The sequence below is a fragment of the Pedobacter chinensis genome (genome assembly GCF_003339865.1).
Lineage (GTDB): Bacteria > Bacteroidota > Bacteroidia > Sphingobacteriales > Sphingobacteriaceae > Pedobacter > Pedobacter chinensis.
In genome coordinates, this window is sequence record NZ_QPKV01000006.1 from 366,747 (window position 1) to 387,502 (window position 20,756).

19 protein-coding genes and 1 other RNA gene are annotated in these 20,756 nt (G+C 36.6%); 7 read left to right on the top strand and 13 right to left on the bottom strand.

Features of this window, described 5'->3' with window-relative positions; all coding sequences use genetic code 11:
• Window positions 1-9 precede the first annotated feature (9 nt).
• Window positions 10-915: an SRPBCC family protein gene (locus DU508_RS15830; protein ID WP_115403775.1), complete on the top strand. Its 906-nt coding sequence runs from the start codon at window positions 10-12 to the stop codon at window positions 913-915.
• The gene (locus tag DU508_RS15835) at window positions 915-1,331 is read left to right on the top strand and encodes a luciferase domain-containing protein (RefSeq protein WP_233509651.1); all 417 of its coding nucleotides are present in this window, start codon (window positions 915-917) and stop codon (window positions 1,329-1,331) included. Before DU508_RS15830 ends, DU508_RS15835 begins: the two co-directional genes overlap by 1 nt.
• Before the next feature lie 232 nt (window positions 1,332-1,563).
• Here the strand turns inward: DU508_RS15835 and DU508_RS15840 are convergent, their stop codons facing one another.
• A complete protein-coding gene (locus tag DU508_RS15840; RefSeq protein ID WP_115403777.1) occupies window positions 1,564-1,911 on the bottom strand; it encodes a hypothetical protein in 348 nt (115 codons plus the stop codon).
• Window positions 1,912-2,244: 333 nt separating this feature from the next.
• On the opposite strand from DU508_RS15840, the gene DU508_RS15845 reads away from it, so the two are divergent.
• On the top strand, window positions 2,245-2,886 hold the full coding sequence (locus DU508_RS15845; protein ID WP_147273642.1) for a hypothetical protein: 642 nt from the start codon (window positions 2,245-2,247) through the stop codon (window positions 2,884-2,886).
• A gap of 123 nt (window positions 2,887-3,009) precedes the next feature.
• Here DU508_RS15845 and DU508_RS15850 read toward each other — a convergent pair whose 3' ends face one another.
• Both DU508_RS15850 and DU508_RS15855 read right to left on the bottom strand, forming a co-directional pair.
• Window positions 3,010-3,807: an inorganic diphosphatase gene (locus DU508_RS15850; RefSeq protein ID WP_115403779.1), complete on the bottom strand. Its 798-nt coding sequence runs from the start codon at window positions 3,805-3,807 to the stop codon at window positions 3,010-3,012.
• Between the two features lie 132 nt (window positions 3,808-3,939).
• A complete protein-coding gene (locus DU508_RS15855; protein WP_233509652.1) occupies window positions 3,940-5,487 on the bottom strand; it encodes a L,D-transpeptidase family protein in 1,548 nt (515 codons plus the stop codon).
• Between the two features lie 316 nt (window positions 5,488-5,803).
• On the opposite strand from DU508_RS15855, the gene DU508_RS15860 reads away from it, so the two are divergent.
• Window positions 5,804-6,109 carry a hypothetical protein gene (locus DU508_RS15860; RefSeq protein WP_115403781.1) on the top strand — a complete coding sequence of 102 codons (306 nt, stop codon included), beginning with the start codon at window positions 5,804-5,806 and terminating at the stop codon, window positions 6,107-6,109.
• 305 nt (window positions 6,110-6,414) lie between these two features.
• On the opposite strand, the gene DU508_RS15865 is transcribed toward DU508_RS15860, so the two are convergent.
• From DU508_RS15865 to DU508_RS15880, 4 genes are all read right to left on the bottom strand, one after another.
• On the bottom strand, window positions 6,415-6,897 hold the full coding sequence (locus tag DU508_RS15865; protein ID WP_115403782.1) for an SRPBCC family protein: 483 nt from the start codon (window positions 6,895-6,897) through the stop codon (window positions 6,415-6,417).
• Window positions 6,884-7,219: an ArsR/SmtB family transcription factor gene (locus DU508_RS15870; RefSeq protein WP_115403783.1), complete on the bottom strand. Its 336-nt coding sequence runs from the start codon at window positions 7,217-7,219 to the stop codon at window positions 6,884-6,886. Before DU508_RS15870 ends, DU508_RS15865 begins: the two co-directional genes overlap by 14 nt.
• 263 nt (window positions 7,220-7,482) lie before the next feature.
• Window positions 7,483-8,283 carry an aldo/keto reductase gene (locus DU508_RS15875; RefSeq protein ID WP_199562726.1) on the bottom strand — a complete coding sequence of 267 codons (801 nt, stop codon included), beginning with the start codon at window positions 8,281-8,283 and terminating at the stop codon, window positions 7,483-7,485.
• Window positions 8,284-8,406: 123 nt separating this feature from the next.
• Window positions 8,407-9,390 (bottom strand): aldo/keto reductase, encoded by a 984-nt coding sequence (locus tag DU508_RS15880; protein ID WP_115403785.1) that lies wholly within the window; start codon window positions 9,388-9,390, stop codon window positions 8,407-8,409.
• Between the two features lie 175 nt (window positions 9,391-9,565).
• On the opposite strand from DU508_RS15880, the gene DU508_RS15885 reads away from it, so the two are divergent.
• Window positions 9,566-10,462 (top strand): helix-turn-helix domain-containing protein, encoded by an 897-nt coding sequence (locus DU508_RS15885; protein ID WP_115403786.1) that lies wholly within the window; start codon window positions 9,566-9,568, stop codon window positions 10,460-10,462.
• A gap of 69 nt (window positions 10,463-10,531) precedes the next feature.
• Here the strand turns inward: DU508_RS15885 and ssrA are convergent.
• The 3 genes from ssrA to DU508_RS15900 form a co-directional block, all read right to left on the bottom strand.
• Window positions 10,532-10,897: a transfer-messenger RNA gene (gene ssrA / locus DU508_RS15890) on the bottom strand.
• A gap of 123 nt (window positions 10,898-11,020) precedes the next feature.
• Window positions 11,021-12,217: a pyridoxal phosphate-dependent aminotransferase gene (locus DU508_RS15895; protein WP_115403787.1), complete on the bottom strand. Its 1,197-nt coding sequence runs from the start codon at window positions 12,215-12,217 to the stop codon at window positions 11,021-11,023.
• Between the two features lie 60 nt (window positions 12,218-12,277).
• Complete coding sequence (locus tag DU508_RS15900; protein WP_115403788.1) at window positions 12,278-12,676, bottom strand: DUF1573 domain-containing protein; 399 nt, start codon at window positions 12,674-12,676, stop codon at window positions 12,278-12,280.
• Window positions 12,677-12,845: 169 nt separating this feature from the next.
• Between DU508_RS15900 and DU508_RS15905 the strand changes: the two genes are divergently transcribed.
• Together DU508_RS15905 and DU508_RS15910 are read left to right on the top strand one after the other, a co-directional pair.
• Window positions 12,846-15,269, top strand: a complete 2,424-nt coding sequence (locus tag DU508_RS15905; RefSeq protein WP_115403789.1) for an alpha-ketoacid dehydrogenase subunit alpha/beta — start codon at window positions 12,846-12,848, stop codon at window positions 15,267-15,269.
• A 222-nt stretch (window positions 15,270-15,491) separates the two neighbouring features.
• Window positions 15,492-17,771: a tetratricopeptide repeat-containing sensor histidine kinase gene (locus DU508_RS15910; protein WP_147273643.1), complete on the top strand. Its 2,280-nt coding sequence runs from the start codon at window positions 15,492-15,494 to the stop codon at window positions 17,769-17,771.
• Window positions 17,772-18,087: 316 nt separating this feature from the next.
• On the opposite strand, the gene DU508_RS15915 is transcribed toward DU508_RS15910, so the two are convergent.
• The 3 genes from DU508_RS15915 to aroC all read right to left on the bottom strand — a co-directional run bounded on the left by DU508_RS15915 (window position 18,088) and on the right by aroC (window position 20,710).
• The gene (locus DU508_RS15915) at window positions 18,088-18,840 is read right to left on the bottom strand and encodes a LytR/AlgR family response regulator transcription factor (protein ID WP_115403791.1); all 753 of its coding nucleotides are present in this window, start codon (window positions 18,838-18,840) and stop codon (window positions 18,088-18,090) included.
• Between the two features lie 108 nt (window positions 18,841-18,948).
• Window positions 18,949-19,560: a DUF1684 domain-containing protein gene (locus tag DU508_RS15920; protein WP_115403792.1), complete on the bottom strand. Its 612-nt coding sequence runs from the start codon at window positions 19,558-19,560 to the stop codon at window positions 18,949-18,951.
• Between the two features lie 52 nt (window positions 19,561-19,612).
• Entirely contained in the window at window positions 19,613-20,710 is a 1,098-nt protein-coding gene (gene aroC / locus DU508_RS15925; protein WP_115403793.1) for a chorismate synthase, read from the bottom strand.
• Between the last annotated feature and the right edge of the window lie 46 nt (window positions 20,711-20,756).

A 20,756-nucleotide genomic window follows, 5' to 3' on the forward strand; every position in this document is an offset into this window, starting at 1 on the left:
CAACGTATTATGAATGCACTAATAAACAGAAAAACTTTAGGGTTCATCATTCCAAACATAGTTATACTTCCTATTATTGGGATAAATAAATTATTCAATGCTTCCAGTGGCGGAATATTGGTTTTCTCTGAATTTGTAATTCTGCCAATTTTAATTGGGATAATGAGTGCCTGGTTTTGGAAGAATGATAAACTATCAGGCAAAACGTTAATTTGGAATTCTATCATTAACGGATTTATCGCAATTCTGCTTAGTTTTCTTTTCTTGGGAGAGGGGGCAATTTGTTTGATCATTGTTTCTCCGCTAATATTCGTTTTTGTAATCACAGGAGCTTTTATCGGTAAAATGATGTTTAAAAGAGGAAATCAAAGGCTCAATGTCAGTTTTGTTTCTTTGTTAATGGCAATATTTATTGTCGATTCTGTTTCAGAGCATCATTATGAGAATATGGTATCTGATGAAGTTATTATCAAAGCATCTCCGGAAAAAATTTGGAAAAATGTTGTGGCTTTTGAAAAAATCGAACAACCGAATCATTATTGGTTGTTTCAAATAGGAATGCCAAGCCCAATTCAAACTACTGTTACTGATTATAAAAATGGAGCCGGAAGGAAATGTATTTTTAGTAATGGATATATTTTCGATGAAAAGATTGTACAATTTGAAATCAATAAAAATTTAACTTTTGATATAGTTAACCAACCGAAAGATCCGGAGATTATGGGACATATCGATATTGATAGAGGTCAGTTTTTGTTAAAAGATAATGGAAATGGTACAACAACGCTTATAGGCAATAGCTGGTATAAATTACATGTTTTCCCGATCTGGTATTATGATATCTGGGCAGAAAGCATTACCAGAAATGTTCATTTAAGGGTAATGAATCATATTAAGACATTAAGCGAAAAATAATGTTTGATTTAGTAGTTAAATATCTCAGTTTCTTAAAATCAATCCCTTTGTTTGCATTGATATATGATAGCATCTTAAAACTTAACACACTAATTTCTGATCCTTTAAAATTAGCCTGGTACGATGAAATAGAAGAGGAAGTGCTTAAATGGAATGGAACCAGCATTAGCCTGCATAAATTCGGAGGAACACAGTTTAACTACCATCAAAAAGAATTAGGTCATTTGCATAGCAATGGTATTCTGGATGTATTATTCAATAAAAAAATCAAGCAGAAATTAATTGATGATGGTAGAGCAAAGGAGCATCATGTATTTAAAAAATCTGGGTGGATTAGTTTATATATTAAAGATCGGGCCGATGTGAAAAATGCGATAGCGTTACTTTTTATAGCTTATAAAAGCTATAAGAAATAATATTGTAATCCTTATTTTATTCACGAATGGTTAATTATATATTTCTTGTTCAGTTTATTCAACCGTCAAAAATATTAAAGTCATTGTATAATTTTGTTATTCCTAATTATATAGGGATAGACAACTAAAAAAGGCCCTTTCAGGATTGAAGGGCTTTTTAATTTCAGAAAACTTTCAGCCCTGAATAGCGATGTAAAAACCCGTTATGAATAAGACACCTTGGCGTGACTAGCTACGGTTGCTTAAAATAATCTTGTATAAGCCTATTGATTTCCTCATTTACAGGCAGTTTACTATCATTCGCAAGTTTATGTTGAGAAGAGTTATATTTTTCAATAAACGTAGCTTCTGTTTCACTAAATTTCAAATAACCCTGTTCAAAATATCTTTCTTCAATTTCTGCTGAAGAATCCATTGAACGGAACCATAGTTTAACCATTGATAAAGAAAGTTTATCAAAGTAAAGCCAGTGATAAATTTGTGCAATATCAGCGTCATCAGGAAGATCGAGGCGCTGAACTTCCATGATCAGGGTTTCAGCATTTTCGAAACGATAAAGTATTTTATAATTAGCCAGCATTGCCCGCAAAAGTAATACAACCGCAGTAAGTTAGTGGATGATATTTTCAACATTTTTTTAACAGAGCATTTAGCGTGTTTTTTCAAAGGATGATTTATGCCTTTAGCCAGAATCTGATTCGCTAAAGCAGTCATTTTTTGATTTAATGAGTTAAAATCTGAATGGATTTTTATCAAACTTAACATACACCACCTCATATTTGAAAAGGATGAAGTCAAAGTTTGATTATTATCAACACAAATATTCCAAAAAGCCTTGAAAACTGTAATATTAAACATACAAAATATTTCTGTTTAGTATTTCTATTCTTATCTTTGGCAAAAAATAATTGAAATGAAAACCACATTGTCAATCGCTCTATTGTTCTTGGTAACTCTCTCATTTACATCTATATCCGCTACTTTTGCGCAGAACGTGCATACAGCAAATTATACAACATCTTCTCAAATTTCTGATCAGATTAATGGAGATGATTTGGTGGGGAAATTATTATTCGACAGATATGAGTTCACTAAGAATTTAAACAAAAATTCCAGTGCTAAGGCCAATCTTCCTAAGGCAGAATATATTTTCAATCGAGATCATGAAGCAATCATTACTTTCAATGGTTTGGATTTCGTTGTAAGAGATAACCAGGTTATCGGAATCAAAGGCTTAAGCCTTTCGAATGAAGTGTTAGCCCAAATTACTAAAAAGTTGGTTTTTCTGGATAGAGTACAATATTATTATTCTGAGAAATCAAATTTGACTTATTTAAATCCAAACATGGATATTCAGGATGTTAAATATTTAGATAAGCAGTTTTTTTCAGCATTGAAAATATTAAACGCTACCGTGAGAGATATTTCTGCTTTTACAAAAAAGCAAAATCCATCATTAACAGTTGAAATGAATATTTCAAAAATGCGTCAGCCAAATATCGATAAGTCTGTTGAAAAACAAAGTTTTCAATCGCTGGTACAATTAGCAAGATAATTTGTTCTTTTTAAAGGTTAAAATCCATTTGATTTTAAAACTCGCATATGATAAGTATGTGAGTTTTTTTGTGTGAAAAAAGATTAAGCCAGTTGATTTGAGTCGTTTCAACCTTTTTATTTTTTAATCAGTCATCCCAATAGCTAGCGAGCGGAGCAGAATTTCCTGCTGATGAAAATCTTTTTCGAGCTTTGTTTTAAGTGTTTTCCAATAGTTCAGTTCAAATGTGGCGGCCATAACTTCGAATACGATAAGTTCATCCTGTTCCGTTTTCCCGTTCTTGCGCCATTTGCCACTTACCGGCGTTTGATTAAATATGCTGATTCCTCCAAACTTTTTAGTAAGCACAGTTTCTAATTGACTAAGTTTTTTCTCGGCTGCTGAAGATTTTGGAAAGGGCAAAAAAAGCTGTATCAGTTGTGTTTTGATGGTATTTTCCTCTCTACCTTTTTCAATAAGTATTGCAGCTGTTTTTGCAGTTGCATATTCGAGTATTTTAAAAGATTTTTCGGCTTGCTCATTATAATTAATAAAAAATTGTTCAATCTGTTCAAGCAATGCCTTTGGCAAATCCCTGATCTCGTTAACGCTGGAATAAACCAGGCTGATTTGAGGAATTGCCAGGAAGCGATCATTACGCATTTTCTCTCCATTTCGTTCTGTCTGAATTGCTGTTATAACACCAATTATTCTACATTCAACCATGCAGCCGGTAAAAGTTTGCAATTCGGAGATGACCAGGACATCCAGTGGATCTCCATCGCCTCCAACAGTTCCGGGTAGAAATCCAAAATCAAAAGGGAAAACCATCCCTGACGGCAAGATCTTGGTCAGTATAAATAAACGTTGTGCGGGGTCATAGTCAAATTTCTCCTGACTGCCTCCTGGCGTTTCGATCACGACTTGTATACATGTTTTCATAGCAGGAATTATTTTCTAAATACACAAAAAAACAGCACTAAGTTTTACAAAAGAGAAATCAGAGTTATTATGGTAATTGATTAAATGTAAAATCATCTTTAGTATTCAATACCGGGATTCAAGAACCATTTATCAATAGTTTCCCTTTCCTGATAGAAGCATGGCCGCCAGTCTATCATCAAGATGATAAATATCCTGTCTGAAATTCAATTGATGTTTTCGGTCTACAAAAGCAGTAAAGTAAGCAATGTAAACCGGGGTTTTCTTTTTCAGTGGAACATAGATTTCCTTCCCAGCCTGCATTGCGCTGATTATTTTGTCTGATGGCCATTGTGGAGAGTCTTTAAGTAAGAATTCTGCCAGCTTCCTGGGCTCCGCTACCCGGATACAACCATGGCTAAAAGCCCTGGCCGGTTCAAGGAAAAGGGATCGCGAGGGGGTATCATGCAGATAGATATTGTGAGAATTGGGGAAAAGGAACTTTACCTGCCCCAAAGAATTGTTTTTCCCAGGTCGCTGCCTGATAATGGGCAGGCCATCGCTTGACCCTACAATTTCCATTTGATGTGACTCCAGAAAATTTGAACGGCTTCTCATTCCCGGGAGTATTTCTTTTTTAACGATACTAGGTGGAACGTTCCAGTAAGGGCTGAACACAATGGATTCAAGTTCTCCATAAAAAACAGTTGTTCTATTCATGGTTTTTCCGACTACCACATTACAACTCCACAGCAAACTGTCAGTATCATAAACATGAAGTTTGAACTCTGGAATATTTACTGCAAGGTATTCACCTTCTTGCGTAACAGGAAGCCAACGGCTCCGTTCCATATTGATCAGGATTTGGGTAATACGTTCTTTTAACGGTATGTTCAGTGCGTTAAGGGTAAGTGCATCCATTGTGCCGCTTGGTTTCAGTCCATGCCTGATTTGAAAATTCCTGAACCCTTCAGCCAATGGTTCATCGAATATTGCCGATTCTGTTTTTGCAGGGAGATCTCCTAAAAGAATGAGGCGCTGACGGATGAGCTGGATGGCTTCTGAAGAATCTCCTAAGCGTGGAAATCGATTTAACTTAACTGGCAACCAGGATTCTGTTTTTTCAAGTGTGCGGTATTTTGTGAGAAAGGATTTAAGCAGTTCATATTGTCGATAAACAGGTTCAGTAGATAAAGCGTTTTTTAACGGTAATTTCAGTATGCTATCCAGGTAGCCATTATAGGATAGTCGTTTGCGTGGCAGAAACCAACTATTGGCCCGGCTCTCTTCATCTGTCATGCCTTCCCAGGCCATCCTGGCAAACACAAAATACTGCGCAGTTAACATCAACTCCGTCATTTCCTGAGTGTTTTTTGATAGAGGCGTGTGCAGAAGTGAGTCCATCTCCCTGAGATATGGCGGCTTCCCATGGATTCCATCTTCTTCCATTCCGGCAATGCGATTGGCAAGGTTCCCTGCATGTTCAATAAGTGTATCATGCTCAAACCATGCATAGGCATATTTTCTCCGATCATAAAATTTTACAATTTCTGCCTCATAGGGATCAAATAGAGGGAATTTCTTTAAAAAGGAATCAATAGCTGTGCTGTCAAAAGTAGAACTGAGTTGCGAACTGAAATGACCAGCTATGGATGCATTGTTATAAAGCTTTTTCTTTTGTGCTTTTTTACCTTTCTGCACACAGCCTGTTAACCAACAACAAAGCGTAATAATGATTAAAAATAACAGTGATCGGGACTTTTGCGACATATTGTAGAGTTGTAAATGCCTTTGGCCAGTACAAGATAAACATTAAATGGCAATCAGAAAAGAATCTTATGTGATGGGTTGAACCGAAAGGAGTATCGATTATAAATAGTATTGAATACTGGAGATGGATTAGTTTAAATAATTATTACTGTTAAGCATATTGTGCAGAGAATCAAGATTGATCATGACCCGTATCATTTTTAACTGCAGTTGATTACCTAATTTTATTTCAGCAAATCGGATTTTTATGAAACATCTTCACTTTAATTTTCAATCTCCTACAAAGGGTACTTATACCATAACTTCTTATTCAGAAACTAGTGATGAATCTTATCAGGCTGATTTCGAAGTTCAGCAAAATGGCATTTTGAAGGTTCCCCTTGAATCGCTCGATGAAGGACAATGGGAAATCGTAATCAGGTGGGAAATTTCTGGAAAGCAGTTTGAGAGACGCAGAAAATTCTCAGTCCTTGCCGAAAGGAATCTTTTTCATGCCAACAAATATGCAAGTGCCTGTTTGAATGAAAAAAAGGGGCAGCTGTTTCATCATTAAGTTTGAATCCCATACTACAATGCAGGCTTATAGAGCTGGCAACGGCATTCGTTAATTAGTATATCTTACTTTGATTATTCGGGTTACCACAATCTCGCTGGGTGTGATCTCATGAATAGGTGCGCTGCAAACCAAGTGTCGTCTGAATTTCTTATAGTAGTCGCATAGAAGCCTTCCCTGTATTTCTTAACAGTAATTTTATTTTTACCGGAGTTTTTATCTTGTTGTCTTTTTACACAACTCATGCAGCAGATTGTGGATAGAGTGATAAATAATACACACGCAAATTTAAATTTTTTCATTCTTTAATTATTCGTTAATATTGTTTGAAGGCGATCAAACATACTGAACCAGCTTTGATATGCGCCTGTTTTTTTAGCTTCTGATTCATCAACGGTTTGGTGTAGCGTAACCTTAGTTTGTTTGCCAATGGCAGTGAAAGTAACTGTAGTTAGGATGGTTTCCGGCCATTCATCTGATTTTCCGGCAGCATTAGCGCTAACGATATCTCCATGCTCATTGGATAGAATCATAGAAAAAACTAATTTTTTGGGAATTATAATTTCCTGATAAATACCTTTAATCCAGCAATCTCCATGAACAGGATCGTTTATAACGGAATGAAATTGGCTTCCTTTTTTTACTTCTATGGACTTAAATTCGATACTGCATCCATCTGGTGCATACCAATGTTTTAATTTTTCGGGATCTGTCCACGCGCTAAAAACGATTTCACGTGGTGCATCAAACAAATGTGTGATTAACAGGTCTTTTTTATTTTTTTCCATCTTCTTTGGTTTTTATTTCGGTTAAATATTGATCTAATTTTTCAAAACTTCGAACCCAATGTTTCCTTGATTGTTCTACCCATGTCACTACTTCATCAAGTTGATCTAACTTTGCTTCACAAAAGCGATCCCTTCCATATTGTTTTACCGTGATCAGTCCGCACTCTACCAATATCCCAATGTGCAAAGAAATGGCTTGTCTGCTCGTGTCAAATTTTTCTGCTATCGAATTTACATTTTGTGGTTGACCAGCAATTAAATTTATAATTGCTCTTCTGGTTGGATCGGCTATTGCCTGATATACATCTCTTCTGGCTTTCATATGTGCAAGTAAGTGATTGCAAATATAAGCGCAAGTATTTGCTTGCGCAAGAAAAAAGGTGATTTTTTTGAAAATGGTTTGATTCGCTTCGCGGTTTTCTTTAGTTATTGACGGTATTGACCATTATTAAGATATTTGTTGCTTCGAACTAAACTTTTTTGTAATGAATTCAATAATTTGGGTTTAGAAATAAACTTCCACGATAGAAAATTACAATGAAGTTTGCGAAGTTTTATTCCTTGCCTGCTATTTTCAAACGTTTTTTAAACATGATAAATTAGTCCACTACCTTTATCTAGCGATTTGATAGTTGTCATATCATCGGATGACAGCTCAAAGTCAAATACATTGAAATTTTCATTTATCCTTTTCATATTTGCTGATTTCGGAATAACCACAACTTCTTTTTGAATTAACCATCGTAAAACCACTTGGGCAATGCTCTTATTATATTTGTTTGAAAGCGCTTTTAAAAGTTCATTATTAAAAAGATTGTTTTTCCCCTGAGCAAATGGGGCCCATGATTCCAACTGGATGCCTTGAGATTTCAAAGCTTTCTGCATTTCTGTTTTTTGGGAAAATGGATGTGTCTCCACTTGATTGACTGCTGGTATCACACTATGCTGCTTAAGTAAATTCTGAATCTGATTCATATTGAAATTACTTACACCTATAGCCCTTACTATACCTTCTTTATATAATTCTTCCATTGCTGTCCAGGAGGAGTTTACGTCTCCCTGCGGGAGATGAATCAAGTACAGATCAATATAGTCAAGACCCAATTTCTTTAGTGATGTTTCAAAAGCGCACTTTGCTTTTTCATATCCGAGATCCACTGGCGAAAGTTTTGTGGTCACAAAGATTTCTTCTCGTTTGACATTACTTTTTTTAATCGCTCTGCCCACCGATTCCTCATTATAGTATGCCGCAGCTGTGTCTATCAGTCTGTAGCCAATATTTAAAGCATTTAGTACAGACTGCTCACACTCTAAACCATCTCGAAGCAAATAAGTGCCAAAACCAAGCAGCGGCATTTCTACGCCGTTATTTAATGTTATGTTCATCAATTATATCTATCTGTATGCTGTTTTACGATAACTTGATTGGGTTGGAGCTTGATTGAGCGTCATGACACATTTTTTTAGCCTTAACTCTGTAAAAATTAACCTTTTATCTCAGGGCAATGTTTACCTGCCTTGCAGACCTGTCATGCTTGCGGGATAGCGTTCTCCCTGAAGGCTGATGTTGTCTAAAGCTTTCATGATATTGGCTAAGTCATGATCACTTAAAGTGATGTTTGCACCACCTATATTTTCTTCCAAGCGAGTTATTTTTGTGGTTCCCGGAATCGGTGCAATCCATGGCTTTTGCGCCAGCAGCCATGCCAATGCAATCTGCGCTGGCGTTGCGTTATGTTCTTCTGCAATCTTTGTTACAAGGTCTACAACTGTTTGATTCGCTTCGCGGTTTTCTTTGCTAAAACGGGGAATGACATTTCTGAAATCGGTCTTGTCAAATTCGGTGTCCGCATTCATCTTACCCGTTAAAAATCCTTTGCCCAGCGGGCTAAACGGAACGAAGCCAATGCCCAATTCTTCAAGCAACGGAATGATTTCTTTTTCGGGTTCGCGCCAGAACATGGAGTACTCGCTTTGCAGGGCTGCCACAGGTTGTACGGCATGCGCTCTGCGTATACTTTGCACGCCGGCTTCACTCATACCAAAGTGCTTTACTTTGCCTTCGGCAATCAAATCTTTTACGGTTCCGGCAACGTCTTCAACAGGCACATTCGGGTCCACGCGGTGTTGATAAAACAAGTCGATATAATCGGTTTGCAGATGCCGGAGCGAGTTTTCTGCTACCTGTCTGATGCGTTCCGGACGGCTATCCAAACCATCTGTATTCTTGCCGTTTGTAAAACCAAACTTAGTAGCGATGATTACTTTACCACGTACACTGTGCAATCCTTTTCCTACCAACTGTTCGTTGGCACCTTGTCCATAGGCTTCTGCTGTATCAAAGAAAGTAATGCCCGATTCGTAAGCTTTTTGAATGAGTGCAATGGCATCTTTTTCATTTGTTGCCGGACCATAACCATGGCTTAATCCCATGCAGCCGAAACCAAGTTCAGACACTTCTAATCCTGAGTTTCCTAATTGTCGTGTTTTCATTTTGTAAATTTATACTGCAAAGTTGTGAAGAAAAGGCGAGCCGTTTTGTATACAGATTACGGGTTCTCTTACCAATATTACTGATTGGAAAGGCCAGTAGCAAAAGAGCACGCCAGAACCTGTAAGTTTGTAGCGATAAAAGAATTGTAAATTCGTAGCGATAGAAGAACAAGGTATGGAAGAGATTATAAAAATTGGCAGTATAGCGCAATACAATACCATGCGGGGCGTAACGACCAAACATCCTCTGGTTGCTGTGATTGATCTCTCGAAAGCGCAATCTATGCCCGCCAGGTCATTTAACTTTGGTTTGTATGCGGTGGGTCTGAAAGAACTGAACAGTGGCCAATTGCGTTATGGAAGAAGGCACTATGACTACCAGGAAGGAAGTCTGATATTTGTAGCGCCCGGACAGGTAATAGGTGTGCAACCCAATGTTGAATTATTTGCTCCGAAAGGCTGGGTATTGCTCTTTCATCCCGACTTGTTAAATGGCACTCCGTTAGGCAAACATATTCAGGAGTATTCTTTCTTTTCGTATGATGTAAATGAAGCGCTTCACCTGTCGGATAAAGAGAGAAGTATTGTGATTGATTGCTTCTCAAAAATTGAGTACGAACTGGATCAAAATATAGACAAGCACAGCAAAGGACTGATTGCATCCAACATCGAGTTGCTGCTCAATTATTGCATCCGTTTTTACGACCGCCAGTTCATTACGCGCGACAATGCAAACAAAGGAGTCCTGGAACGGTTTGAATACTTATTAAAAGGTTATTTTTCATCCGATAAACCGCAGAGCGAAGGCTTACCTTCCGTAGCTTATTGCGCCGAAGCACTACATTTATCACCCAACTATTTTGGTGACCTGGTAAAGAAAGAAACCGGCCAATCTGCTCAGGAATACATTCAATCACAAGTGATAGATGTGGCGAAAGAGAGACTGTTTGACATGAATAAGTCTGTAAGTGAAATTGCCTACGAATTGGGCTTTAAATACCCGCAGCATTTTACCCGTTTATTCAAACAAAAAGCAGGCGTTACACCGAATGATTACCGGATGATGAATTAAATGAACTCATTTCATTGATTATCATGTATTTTGAAAAGATAAAGGGATTGGTGTTCTACCAATCCCTTTAAGTGGAGCCGAAGGGAGTCGAACCCTTGTCCAGTTGTGAGATAAATTATACCTTCTACATGCTTATTTTTCAATTGATTTTAGGGAAATAAACGGGCTGAAAACCGACCTTATTTAAATCCTTAGGTACTTGATCTCACTTCAAGTCGTACCTCCTTGAAGCCAGCTTTGTTGTTTCGATGCCCCATATTCTAACCCAACAAGGCAGCAGTTAGAGGGACAAAAGCTAGTTAGTTCTAAACTAAGCAGCTAAGGCGTAAGTATTTTCGCCAACTAAAATGTGAACGTTCACTTTAAGTGCTCTCCGTACAACGCACTGCATGCTAGCATAACCTTCGCCACCCCGTCAAATCCAAGAACGGCCCCGGTTTTAATTTTCAATCTAAAGGTGATAAGCCATCAGATTGAGGGCACAAATATACAAATATTAAGCCAGATTACAATTGTCAGTTTGTAACTGACAATTGTAATCTGGGCAAGCAATGCCTGTTAAACTCTTCCCGGATATTGTTGAAGTGCAATTTCCAGACAGTCCATTGATGCATTTAAATCATCCGTATTTAAAACATAAGCCATCCTCACTTCATTTTTACCCGACCCTGGAGTAGAGTAAAAACCTGTAGCAGGAGCCATCATCACGGTTTGGTTGTGATGACTAAATTCTTCCAACATCCACTGACAAAATTTATCGGCATCATCAATCGGGAATTTTGCCACCACATAAAATGCACCTCCAGGATTCGGACAAAAAACTCCATCAATACTATTTAAACGACCTACCAGCGTATCTCTACGTAAGGTGTATTCAGTATTTACTTTTTCAAAGTAAAGATCAGGGGTATCAACAGCAGCTGCACCGGCAATTTGTTCAACCATTCCCGGGCTTAGCCTTGCCTGAGCAAACTTTAAACCCGATGCAATAACTTCTTTATTTTTGGTAATTAAACAACCTAAACGGGCACCGCAGGCACTGTAACGCTTTGAAACCGTATCCATGATCACTACATTTTCATCCAGGCCATCCAGGTGCATTGGAGAAATAAACTCCCTGCCATCATAACAAAATTCACGATAGGCCTCATCCGAAAACAGGAACAAATCGTATTTAATACATAATGTTTTCAATGCTTCCAGCTCTTCTTTAGAATACAGGTATCCGGTAGGATTATTAGGGTTGCAAATGATAATCGCTTTGGTTTTATCAGTAATCAGTTTCTCAAATTCTGCAATTGGAGGTAAAGCAAAACCATTTTCAATATAGGATAGGATAGGTTTTACAACAACATTGCTCATACAGGCAAAGCCATTGTAATTGGCATAAAAAGGCTCTGGTATAATAATTTCATCACCTTCGTTTACACAAGTTTGCATAGCGATGGTAATGGCTTCAGAACCACCAACAGTTACCAATATATTTTCTGGTTTGATGTTGTAACCTAACTTGTTGTAATATTCTGTTAGTTTCAAGCGATAAGCAAGTGTACCTTCAGATGGGGTGTATGCCCAAACATTAAAATCAATGTTTTTTATGGCGTTTAACATTCCTTCAGGTGTTTCAATATCTGGCTGGCCGATATTTAAATGGTAAACTTTCTTACCATCTTGCTTTGCTTGATCAGCGAATGGCGTTAATTTTCTGATTGGCGATGCAGGCATCTGCAAGCCCTTTTGTGAAATTTTTGGCATGGCACAAAAATAAAAAAGTCCCGATGAAAATCGGGACTTTAAATATTATTAATTGAAATATTACTTTGAGCTTGCTGCAACAGTTTCTCCTTTAATGTAAAGAACTTTTACCGGAGTTTTTGCATTTGAAGTAATGGTTACGGCTTTTGAGAAAGGTGACGGGCCGGCTGCCGCGTTAAAAGTTACAGAAATTACACCAGTTTCGCCTTTTTTGATTGGTGTGCTGATATACTTTGGAACGGTACATCCGCAACTCGCTTCTGCTTTAGTGATAATTAATGGCTCTTCTCCAACGTTAGTGTATTTAAAATCGAAAGAAACAGGCTTTCCCATTTCAATTTTGCCGAAATCGTGAGTTTCTGCTTCGAATTTAAATTCAGCTGGTTTTGCAGCCGTTTGTGCGTTTGCAACAACACCAAAACCCAAAATAAAAGCAAATAATACTAAGATCTTTTTCATGTTATGTTTGATAATTATTTTTTGAAATTTATTAAAACAAATTTAATCTTTTCAGCTTAAAACAAAAACTATTCCAATTATATTTTTGCTTATCCATATATAATTTTACAATTCAAGATAAAGGCAAACTTTTAATTTTGTATATATTTGCCGCAACCAATATTTGATTATGATGCAGAATGAAAAATTTATAACCAACTCTATTGACAGTTCCGAATTAAGTTTTGACGATTTTAAAACCATCGTTATCAATGATTATAAAATAGCCTACGAAAGCAGACAAGCAAGTGTTTTAGGGCGAAGAGAAGTGTTAACAGGGAAGGCTAAATTTGGCATTTTCGGTGATGGTAAAGAAGTTCCTCAAATTGCCATGGCCAAAGCTTTCAAAAATGGTGATTGGCGTTCTGGCTATTACCGCGATCAAACTTTTGCATTTGCTACAGGAATTTCGACAATTAAAGAATTTTTTGCGCAGTTATATGCAAATCCAACCAATGGGGCAGATCCGTTTTCTGGTGGCCGGCAAATGAATTGTCATTTTGCCACAAAATCCGTTAATGAGGATGGCAGCTGGAATGATTTAACTCAAATTAAAAATTGTTCATCAGATATTTCTCCAACCGGAGGCCAAATGGCCAGATTGGTTGGTCTGGCTTATGCTTCAAAACTTTTCAGAAACAATAGAGAATTAGATTATCTAAAACACTTTTCTGTTTATGGTAATGAAGTAGCATTTGGTACAATTGGTAATGCTTCTACATCAGAAGGCGTGTTTTTTGAAGCCATCAATGCTGCCGGGGTTTTGCAAGTACCTATGGCGATTTCTATTTGGGATGATGCCTATGGCATTTCTGTTCCAGCCAAATATCAAACAACAAAAGAAGACATTTCAGAGGTTTTAAAAGGTTTTCAGAGAGATGCAGAAAATCCAGGTTACGAAATTTATAAAGTAAAAGGCTGGGACTATCCTGCTTTATGTGAGGTTTACGAAAAGGCCATACATATTTGCAGAGAAGAACATGTTCCTGTTTTGATTCATGTTACCGAGCTCACTCAACCTCAGGGACATTCTACTTCCGGTTCTCATGAACGGTACAAATCCAAAGACCGTTTGGCCTGGGAAAATGATTATGACTGCATTTTAAAGATGCGGGAATGGATGCTTGACTCTGCAGTTGCAACTGAAGATGAGATTGCTGAAATTGAAAAAAATGCGAAAACATTCGTTAGGGATATGCAAAAAGAAGCATGGAACGAATTTTTAGATAGCATAAAGCCTGAACAAAAACAAGTAGTAGACCTAATAAGTGGTTTAGCAAAGCACCAGCCAGAACTGGCTAAAATTTCGGCTCAATTGGCGGCAACGGCCGATGCTCAGCGTAGGGAAGTTTTTTCTGCAGCACGTAAGGCCATTCGTTTATCAGCCAAAATTGATTCGCCTGAAAGAGCTGAAATGCTAAAATGGTATAAGGATCAAAATGCTTTAAATTACGATAGATATAATTCAAAACTTCATACCGAGGGTAAGGAAAGCCCGGATATGATTGAAATAACAGATGCTGTATACGATGATCTGTCAAAAATGGTTGATGGCAGGGAAGTATTGAATGCCTGTTTCAATGAAAATTTTGCTCGTGATCAGCGATTGGTCGCTTTCGGTGAAGATTTAGGTAATATAGGAGATGTAAATCAGGGTTTTGCAGGTTTACAGGCAAAATTCGGTGAACTACGGATTACCGACACCGGAATTCGTGAAATGACCATTATGGGGCAAGGAATCGGATTAGCCATGAGAGGTTTAAAGCCAATCGCAGAAATACAGTATCTTGATTATTTGATATTTGCATTAAATGTTCTGAGCGATGATCTGGCATCCTTATCTTACAGAACCAAAGGAATTCAAAAGGCACCGGTTATTGTTCGTACAAGAGGACACCGTTTAGAAGGAATATGGCATTCAGGATCGCCAATAAGTATGTTGTTAGGTTCTTTGAGAGGGATGCACCTCTGCGTGCCGAGAAATATGACTCAAGCCGCCGGGATGTACAACACACTTTTTAGAGCCGATGAACCCGCTGTTGTGATTGAATGCCTGAATGGCTACCGGTTAAAAGAAAAGCTTCCAAATAATGTTGGCGATTTTACTGTTCCGTTAGGTAAAGCTGAGGTTTTGGAAGTAGGGTCTGATATCACGGTCATTTCTTACGGTTCAACATTAAGATTGGTACAAGAAGCAGCTGAAGAATTGGCAGGAATGGATATTTCTGTTGAAGTAATTGATCCTCAAACCCTTTTGCCTTTTGATGTTACAAATGTTTGCGCAACATCATTAGCAAAAACAAACAAACTTTTAGTAGTTGATGAAGATGTTCCAGGTGGGGCATCGGCTTATATTCTGCAAAAAGTTTTAGAAGAACAAAAAGGATATTTTAGTTTAGATGGTCAGCCAAGAACACTATCTGCTCAGGCACATCGTCCTCCGTTTGGTTCTGATGGTGATTATTTCAGTAAACCATCAGTTGATGATATCATCGAAACCATATACGGCATGATGCACGATGCCAATCCATCAAAATATCCAAAAATATTTTAGTTCAATGTTGATATAAATCAATATCTAATAGGGATATCTTTGTATTTTTTGTACTACATTTAAATAAAAGATTTGATTATTCGTTTAGCTTTGTTATAAAAAGAATATATTACAACTAAATAAACGTTTAATCAATCCTATTTTTTATGCTCCCAATTCAATTCAGATATTCCATTCCAACTTTAATTATTTGCAATATTAAACTTTCTTAAGATCTTATCATTGAGAAGGAGAGTTAAATATTGTTCAGATCAGTTTCTGCCCGAGAAAAATCACGGAAAGAAATGGTTATGCTATTTGCTTTTTTTTGGTGTTTTTTTACTCCGTTTTCCTTCTTTTGCGCAATCTGTAAATCAACAGGAAAGATTAGATAGTTTGTTGCTTCAAAATCAAACATATAATCAGCCCGATTCTATAAAAGTCAAAATCCTTACCGAAATCTACAGGCAATACATGAGGATGAAGGATGTTGAAAGAACAGAGGATTATGTAGACCGAACCATTCAACTTGCCCAAAAGCTCAAATTAAAAAAGTTTTCTGCCCTGGCTTACTATAGAAGAGGACTGTTTTATCACGGCAGAACAGATTACGTAAGAGCAGAAGAAAATTATCTAAAGGCTGTGGCAGAATATAATCAGATACGTAATTTAGACATGGTAGCCGGTACCTATCTTAATTTAGGTGCTTTATATTCCATCATTCCTGATTATGCAAAAGCTTTAGAAGTAAATCAAAAGGCCATCGCTATTTATGAGAAAATGGGAAATGAGCAAGATATGGCCAGTTGTTATACTAATATTTCGAGTATATACCAGGATCTTGGAAAGATTAGTCAATCTTTGATTTATCTTAAAATGGCTCTTAAAGTTTTTCTTAAAGAGGGTGAAAACAGCAGGGGAGTTGGCGTGGTTTATAATTTAATGGGTTCTGCTTATTTAAATGCTTCTAGTGATGAACTGATAAAAATGGGCACAAACGTTCAGCAAAGATTAAAACTTGCGCTGGAGAATTTTGAAAGATCTCTAAAGACTGCAGAAATGTTGAAGGATAATGAATTGATCTCAACAAATAAAAAAAGCATAGGGAATGTTTACAATGAATTGGGTGAAAATGATTTAGCCCTGAAATCTTACCAAAAGGCCATTCAAATTAGTAAAACAAGCGATGATAAAAGTATTTATGCGGAATGCCTTTATGCTTTAGGTAATTTCTACGAAAAACAAAAAGATTATGAAAATGCTTTGGTACTCTATGCAAACTGTTTTGATATGGCAAAAAGGGCCAATCTATTGGAAATCAAGAAAAAATCAGTTTTAGGATTGAGCGATGTTTATGAAGAATTAAAGAACTATGATAAAGCACTTGCATTTTACAAGGAGTATATTTTAATTAAAGACCAGATTTTTAATGCCGACAAAGAAAAAGAAATTACCCGCAGGCAAATGCAGATTGATTTCGGATTTAAAGAGAAAGATTATCAGTTTAAACAAAAAATAACAAATATAGAGCTTCAAAAACAAGTTTTATTAGCAAAGCAACAACAACAGGCACTTTTTTTAAAACAACAACAACTGGCATTAAGCGATAATGAAAAAGCCTTGCAAAGGCTTGCCTTCCTGAAAAAACAAGTTGATTTGGAAATAGAGCGGGAAGTACAAAATGGTAAGTTTGAAAGGGCAAAGTTGCGGGCTAAATATGAAACATCTTTAAGAGATAGACAAATTAATAAACAGGAACAGCAAATTAAGTTTGACTGGAGAGTCAAAATATTTCTTTCGGTTGCAATAACACTTGTTTTATTAACAGCAATAATTATCTTTTTTAACCAAAGAAAAACTACTCGTTTAAACAAAATAATCAGCACACAAAAAAGGAAACTTGAACACCTGAGCAGGGTTAAAGACCGCATTTTTAGTGTCGTTAGTCATGATATGAGAACACCAGTGAACTCATTGATCTCTTTTATTCAACTTCTGGAAGGTGGAGCCATTGAGCAGGAGAAGTTAACCAGGTATGCAGCTTCGTTACGAAATAATTTAACTTATACCTCTACAATGATGGAAAACCTTCTGAATTGGGCAGCAAGCCAGATGCAGGGTTTTAATCCATATTTAGAATCTCTTGATATTCATAATGTTGTTTTAGAGGTTGTAAAATCATTAAAAGACCAGGCTGAGCAAAAAAATATTACACTGGAAAGTAGCATTGCAGCCGATACAATTTGTAAGGCAGATGCAAATATGCTATCGCTTATAATGCGAAACCTCATCAGCAACTCAATTAAATTTACACCTAAAGGTGGCCAGATCTCAATTGAATCATCGGAAATGCCTGGTTACCTTGCTATAAAAATTATAGATACTGGTATTGGACTAACTGCCGAACAAATTAACCATTTTAATAAACCTGGTTTTTTAGGAGCAGGAGTAAGCACTTTAGGAACGGATAAAGAAAAGGGAACCGGCTTAGGCTTAATGCTTGCAGAACTTTTATTGGTTTAATGGATGGTAAAATTAAGGTTCAACCAAATGCAGCTAAAGGAAGCATTTTTATCATTATGTTGCCTAAGTAGATTATTTTCCTTTTTGCCACCCGCTATTAAAAATCACTTAATCTACATATTGTTTACAGAATCAATTCTAAACTTATTGACGGTTAATCGTTGTTTTGGAGCTAAAATTAATCATGATCGGTCATCTCTCCAGAAAATATAATGGCTTAGCACAAAAATATTTTTATTCGCAACTTATTCTTAAGTTTTATGGTATTTTTATACTAGAGAATGAACAAAAACAGGTTGCAAAGAAACCTTAATAGCTATTTAGTAAATCTGGATAAAATTTTCTTATCAATTGTGTTTTCCAGGAGTTCTTGCCTGTTGGCTACACTGATTGGAACAACAAAATTGAAATCTAAATGAACCTCGTGATTGGTTAGTGTGGTAATATGATTAATGTTGATCATATATTGTTTATGAACACGGGTAAAAATTTCGCCTGGTAATTGTTTTTCGAGATTTTTTAAGCTAACCAGAATAACATGCTTATCGTTACGGGTGAATAGCTTAGAAAAATCACCCATACTTTCAATGTAAATTACATCATTATATTTCAGTTTGGATATTCCTTTGGTTTCTCTGAAATAGAAATAATCATCATGGTTTTTTTTAAAATCAGCATCTTCGATTGGCTCGTTACTGATTTGTTTTTTTAATTCGAGATACTCTATTGCCTTATTTACAGATTTTAAAATCCTTTCAAATGTAGCTGGTTTTACAATAAAATCGATCGCATCCAAATCAAAACTTTCTACAGCATATTCACTATGTGAGGTTATAAAGATAAATAAAGGTTTGTTTTTTGTGCTTTTTAATAATGCCATGCCAGATAATTCGGGCATATCAATATCAGAGAAAACAAGATCAACATCAGTGTGAGAGAGCACACTGGCGGCTTCAATGCCGCTTTTGCAAACTTTAATTATATCTAACGATGGGATTTTTTTAAGGTGCATTTCAAGAGCATCTCTCTCAATCTCATTATCATCAACAATTATGCATGTATATTTCATAGGGATAATTATTTCTTATTATACAGGATTAAAATTGCTTTGTTTCAAATTTAATCTATTCAGGTATTAAAACCACAATAATTGTATATATTATAATACAAACCTACTTTAATCATTTTTATGCTTTTTATCTCCTGTATAAAGCTTTTCTCCCGCCATTATTTCTAATTGCAAATCATTTTCTTCTGGCGGAACCGGGCAACGATAGCCATCACTGTATGCACAATAGGGATTGTAGGCTTTATTAAAATCAACTTCAATTTTATGGTTAAGGATTGCCTTTGAGCTTAAATCAATATAACGGCCACCTCCATAGGTTTCTTTATTATTGGTCTCATCAGTAAATGGCAAAAAAAGTAAATCCTTATATGCAGGATTACTGGCCAGCGCAATGCTTTTATACAAAGTCATTGTTATAGGTTTGCCATTTAAAGTGAATTTGATTTTTGCATAACGGTAAAACTCTTTGCTTGTGCCATCGTAAGTTGGCATTTTGAAAATCTTCTCATTTTTTAAAATTTCAATATCAGCTAAAACTTTATAAGTACTATCTGCATCATAAAAATGAAGGTTTTGTAAATCATTTTCCTTTAAAGGAGCATAACTGTCTTTTATGAAATCCTGCTTATAGTTTTCACGATGTTTTGCGATTTGCCCGGAGTATGTTTGAGCAAAAGAATTTAGACTGATGAAGAGGAAGAATACAGAAAGAAGTTTCATGATTTTTATCTAATTGCACTATAATTAAGAGTTGTTGTAATGACGATTTTTGCTATACAACACTCACTTTATTTCTTAGAAACTGATCAGCTAATACCAATGCCGCCATTGCTTCAACAATTACAACTGCTCTGGGTACCACACAAGGATCATGGCGACCTTTGCCTTTAATTTCAGCAGCTTCTCCGGCAGCATTTATTGTTTGCTGATTATGCATAATGGTTGCCACCGGCTTGAATGCAACTTTAAAGGTAATATCCATTCCATTGGAAATTCCACCTAAAATTCCACCGGCATAGTTTGTAGTTGTTTTGAAAACTTTTGAATCGGCAGCTTTTGGCTGCGGAATATCGTTATGTTGCGAACCTCTCCATTCACTTCCGGCAAAGCCTGATCCGTATTCAAAACCATGCACAGCATTAATACTTAACATTGCTTTACCTAAATCGGCATGTAATTTATCAAAAACAGGCTCGCCTAAACCTGCCGGACAACCTTTTATCACACAACCAATTTTTCCGCCAACGGTATCGCCGTCTTTTCTGACTGAATCTATAAATTCAATCATTTCATGTGCGGTAGCAGGATCGGCGCAGCGGACGATATTTTCTTCTCTGATATTCAGTAAAGCAGACAAATCATTGCTTTCCAAATTAGGTGCTTCGATGGTACCAACTGAGGTAACATGAGCGAAAATTTCAATGCCCTGTTGCTTTAAGAATAATTTAGCAATGGCGCCTGCGGCTACACGGGCAGCAGTTTCACGAGCTGATGAGCGACCACCGCCACGATGATCGCGAATGCCGTATTTTGCATCGTAAACGTAATCGGCATGACTCGGACGGTAAACATCAACATTATGGCCATAGTCTTTCGAACGCTGATCTTCGTTTGGAATCAATAAAGCAATTGGTGTTCCTGTACTTTTTCCCTCAAAAACACCAGATAAGATTTGAACCGTATCGCTTTCTTTTCTTTGTGTGGTAATTTTCGATTGACCTGGCTTACGCTTATCCAATTCTGATTGAATAAAATCCATGTCGATATCCAGCTGTGCCGGACAGCCATCAATAATTACACCAATAGCTACGCCGTGAGATTCGCCAAAAGTGGTAATGCGAAATAGTTGTCCGAATGAGTTGCCTGCCATATTATTTTAGATGTTAGATTTGAGATATTAGATTTGAGATTTCACT

What these genes read in the sequence shown, in the direction of transcription:
- DU508_RS15830 (WP_115403775.1), top strand. Translation starts at nt 10, where the DNA reads ATGAATGCACTAATAAACAGAAAAACTTTAGGGTTCATCATTCCAAAC.
- DU508_RS15835 (WP_233509651.1), top strand. Translation starts at nt 915, where the DNA reads ATGTTTGATTTAGTAGTTAAATATCTCAGTTTCTTAAAATCAATCCCT.
- DU508_RS15840 (WP_115403777.1), bottom strand. Translation starts at nt 1,911, where the DNA reads ATGCTGGCTAATTATAAAATACTTTATCGTTTCGAAAATGCTGAAACC.
- DU508_RS15845 (WP_147273642.1), top strand. Translation starts at nt 2,245, where the DNA reads ATGAAAACCACATTGTCAATCGCTCTATTGTTCTTGGTAACTCTCTCA.
- DU508_RS15850 (WP_115403779.1), bottom strand. Translation starts at nt 3,807, where the DNA reads ATGAAAACATGTATACAAGTCGTGATCGAAACGCCAGGAGGCAGTCAG.
- DU508_RS15860 (WP_115403781.1), top strand. Translation starts at nt 5,804, where the DNA reads ATGAAACATCTTCACTTTAATTTTCAATCTCCTACAAAGGGTACTTAT.
- DU508_RS15865 (WP_115403782.1), bottom strand. Translation starts at nt 6,897, where the DNA reads ATGGAAAAAAATAAAAAAGACCTGTTAATCACACATTTGTTTGATGCA.
- DU508_RS15870 (WP_115403783.1), bottom strand. Translation starts at nt 7,219, where the DNA reads ATGAAAGCCAGAAGAGATGTATATCAGGCAATAGCCGATCCAACCAGA.
- DU508_RS15875 (WP_199562726.1), bottom strand. Translation starts at nt 8,283, where the DNA reads ATGAACATAACATTAAATAACGGCGTAGAAATGCCGCTGCTTGGTTTT.
- DU508_RS15880 (WP_115403785.1), bottom strand. Translation starts at nt 9,390, where the DNA reads ATGAAAACACGACAATTAGGAAACTCAGGATTAGAAGTGTCTGAACTT.
- DU508_RS15885 (WP_115403786.1), top strand. Translation starts at nt 9,566, where the DNA reads ATGGAAGAGATTATAAAAATTGGCAGTATAGCGCAATACAATACCATG.
- DU508_RS15895 (WP_115403787.1), bottom strand. Translation starts at nt 12,217, where the DNA reads ATGCCAAAAATTTCACAAAAGGGCTTGCAGATGCCTGCATCGCCAATC.
- DU508_RS15900 (WP_115403788.1), bottom strand. Translation starts at nt 12,676, where the DNA reads ATGAAAAAGATCTTAGTATTATTTGCTTTTATTTTGGGTTTTGGTGTT.
- DU508_RS15905 (WP_115403789.1), top strand. Translation starts at nt 12,846, where the DNA reads ATGATGCAGAATGAAAAATTTATAACCAACTCTATTGACAGTTCCGAA.
- DU508_RS15915 (WP_115403791.1), bottom strand. Translation starts at nt 18,840, where the DNA reads ATGAAATATACATGCATAATTGTTGATGATAATGAGATTGAGAGAGAT.
- DU508_RS15920 (WP_115403792.1), bottom strand. Translation starts at nt 19,560, where the DNA reads ATGAAACTTCTTTCTGTATTCTTCCTCTTCATCAGTCTAAATTCTTTT.
- aroC (WP_115403793.1), bottom strand. Translation starts at nt 20,710, where the DNA reads ATGGCAGGCAACTCATTCGGACAACTATTTCGCATTACCACTTTTGGC.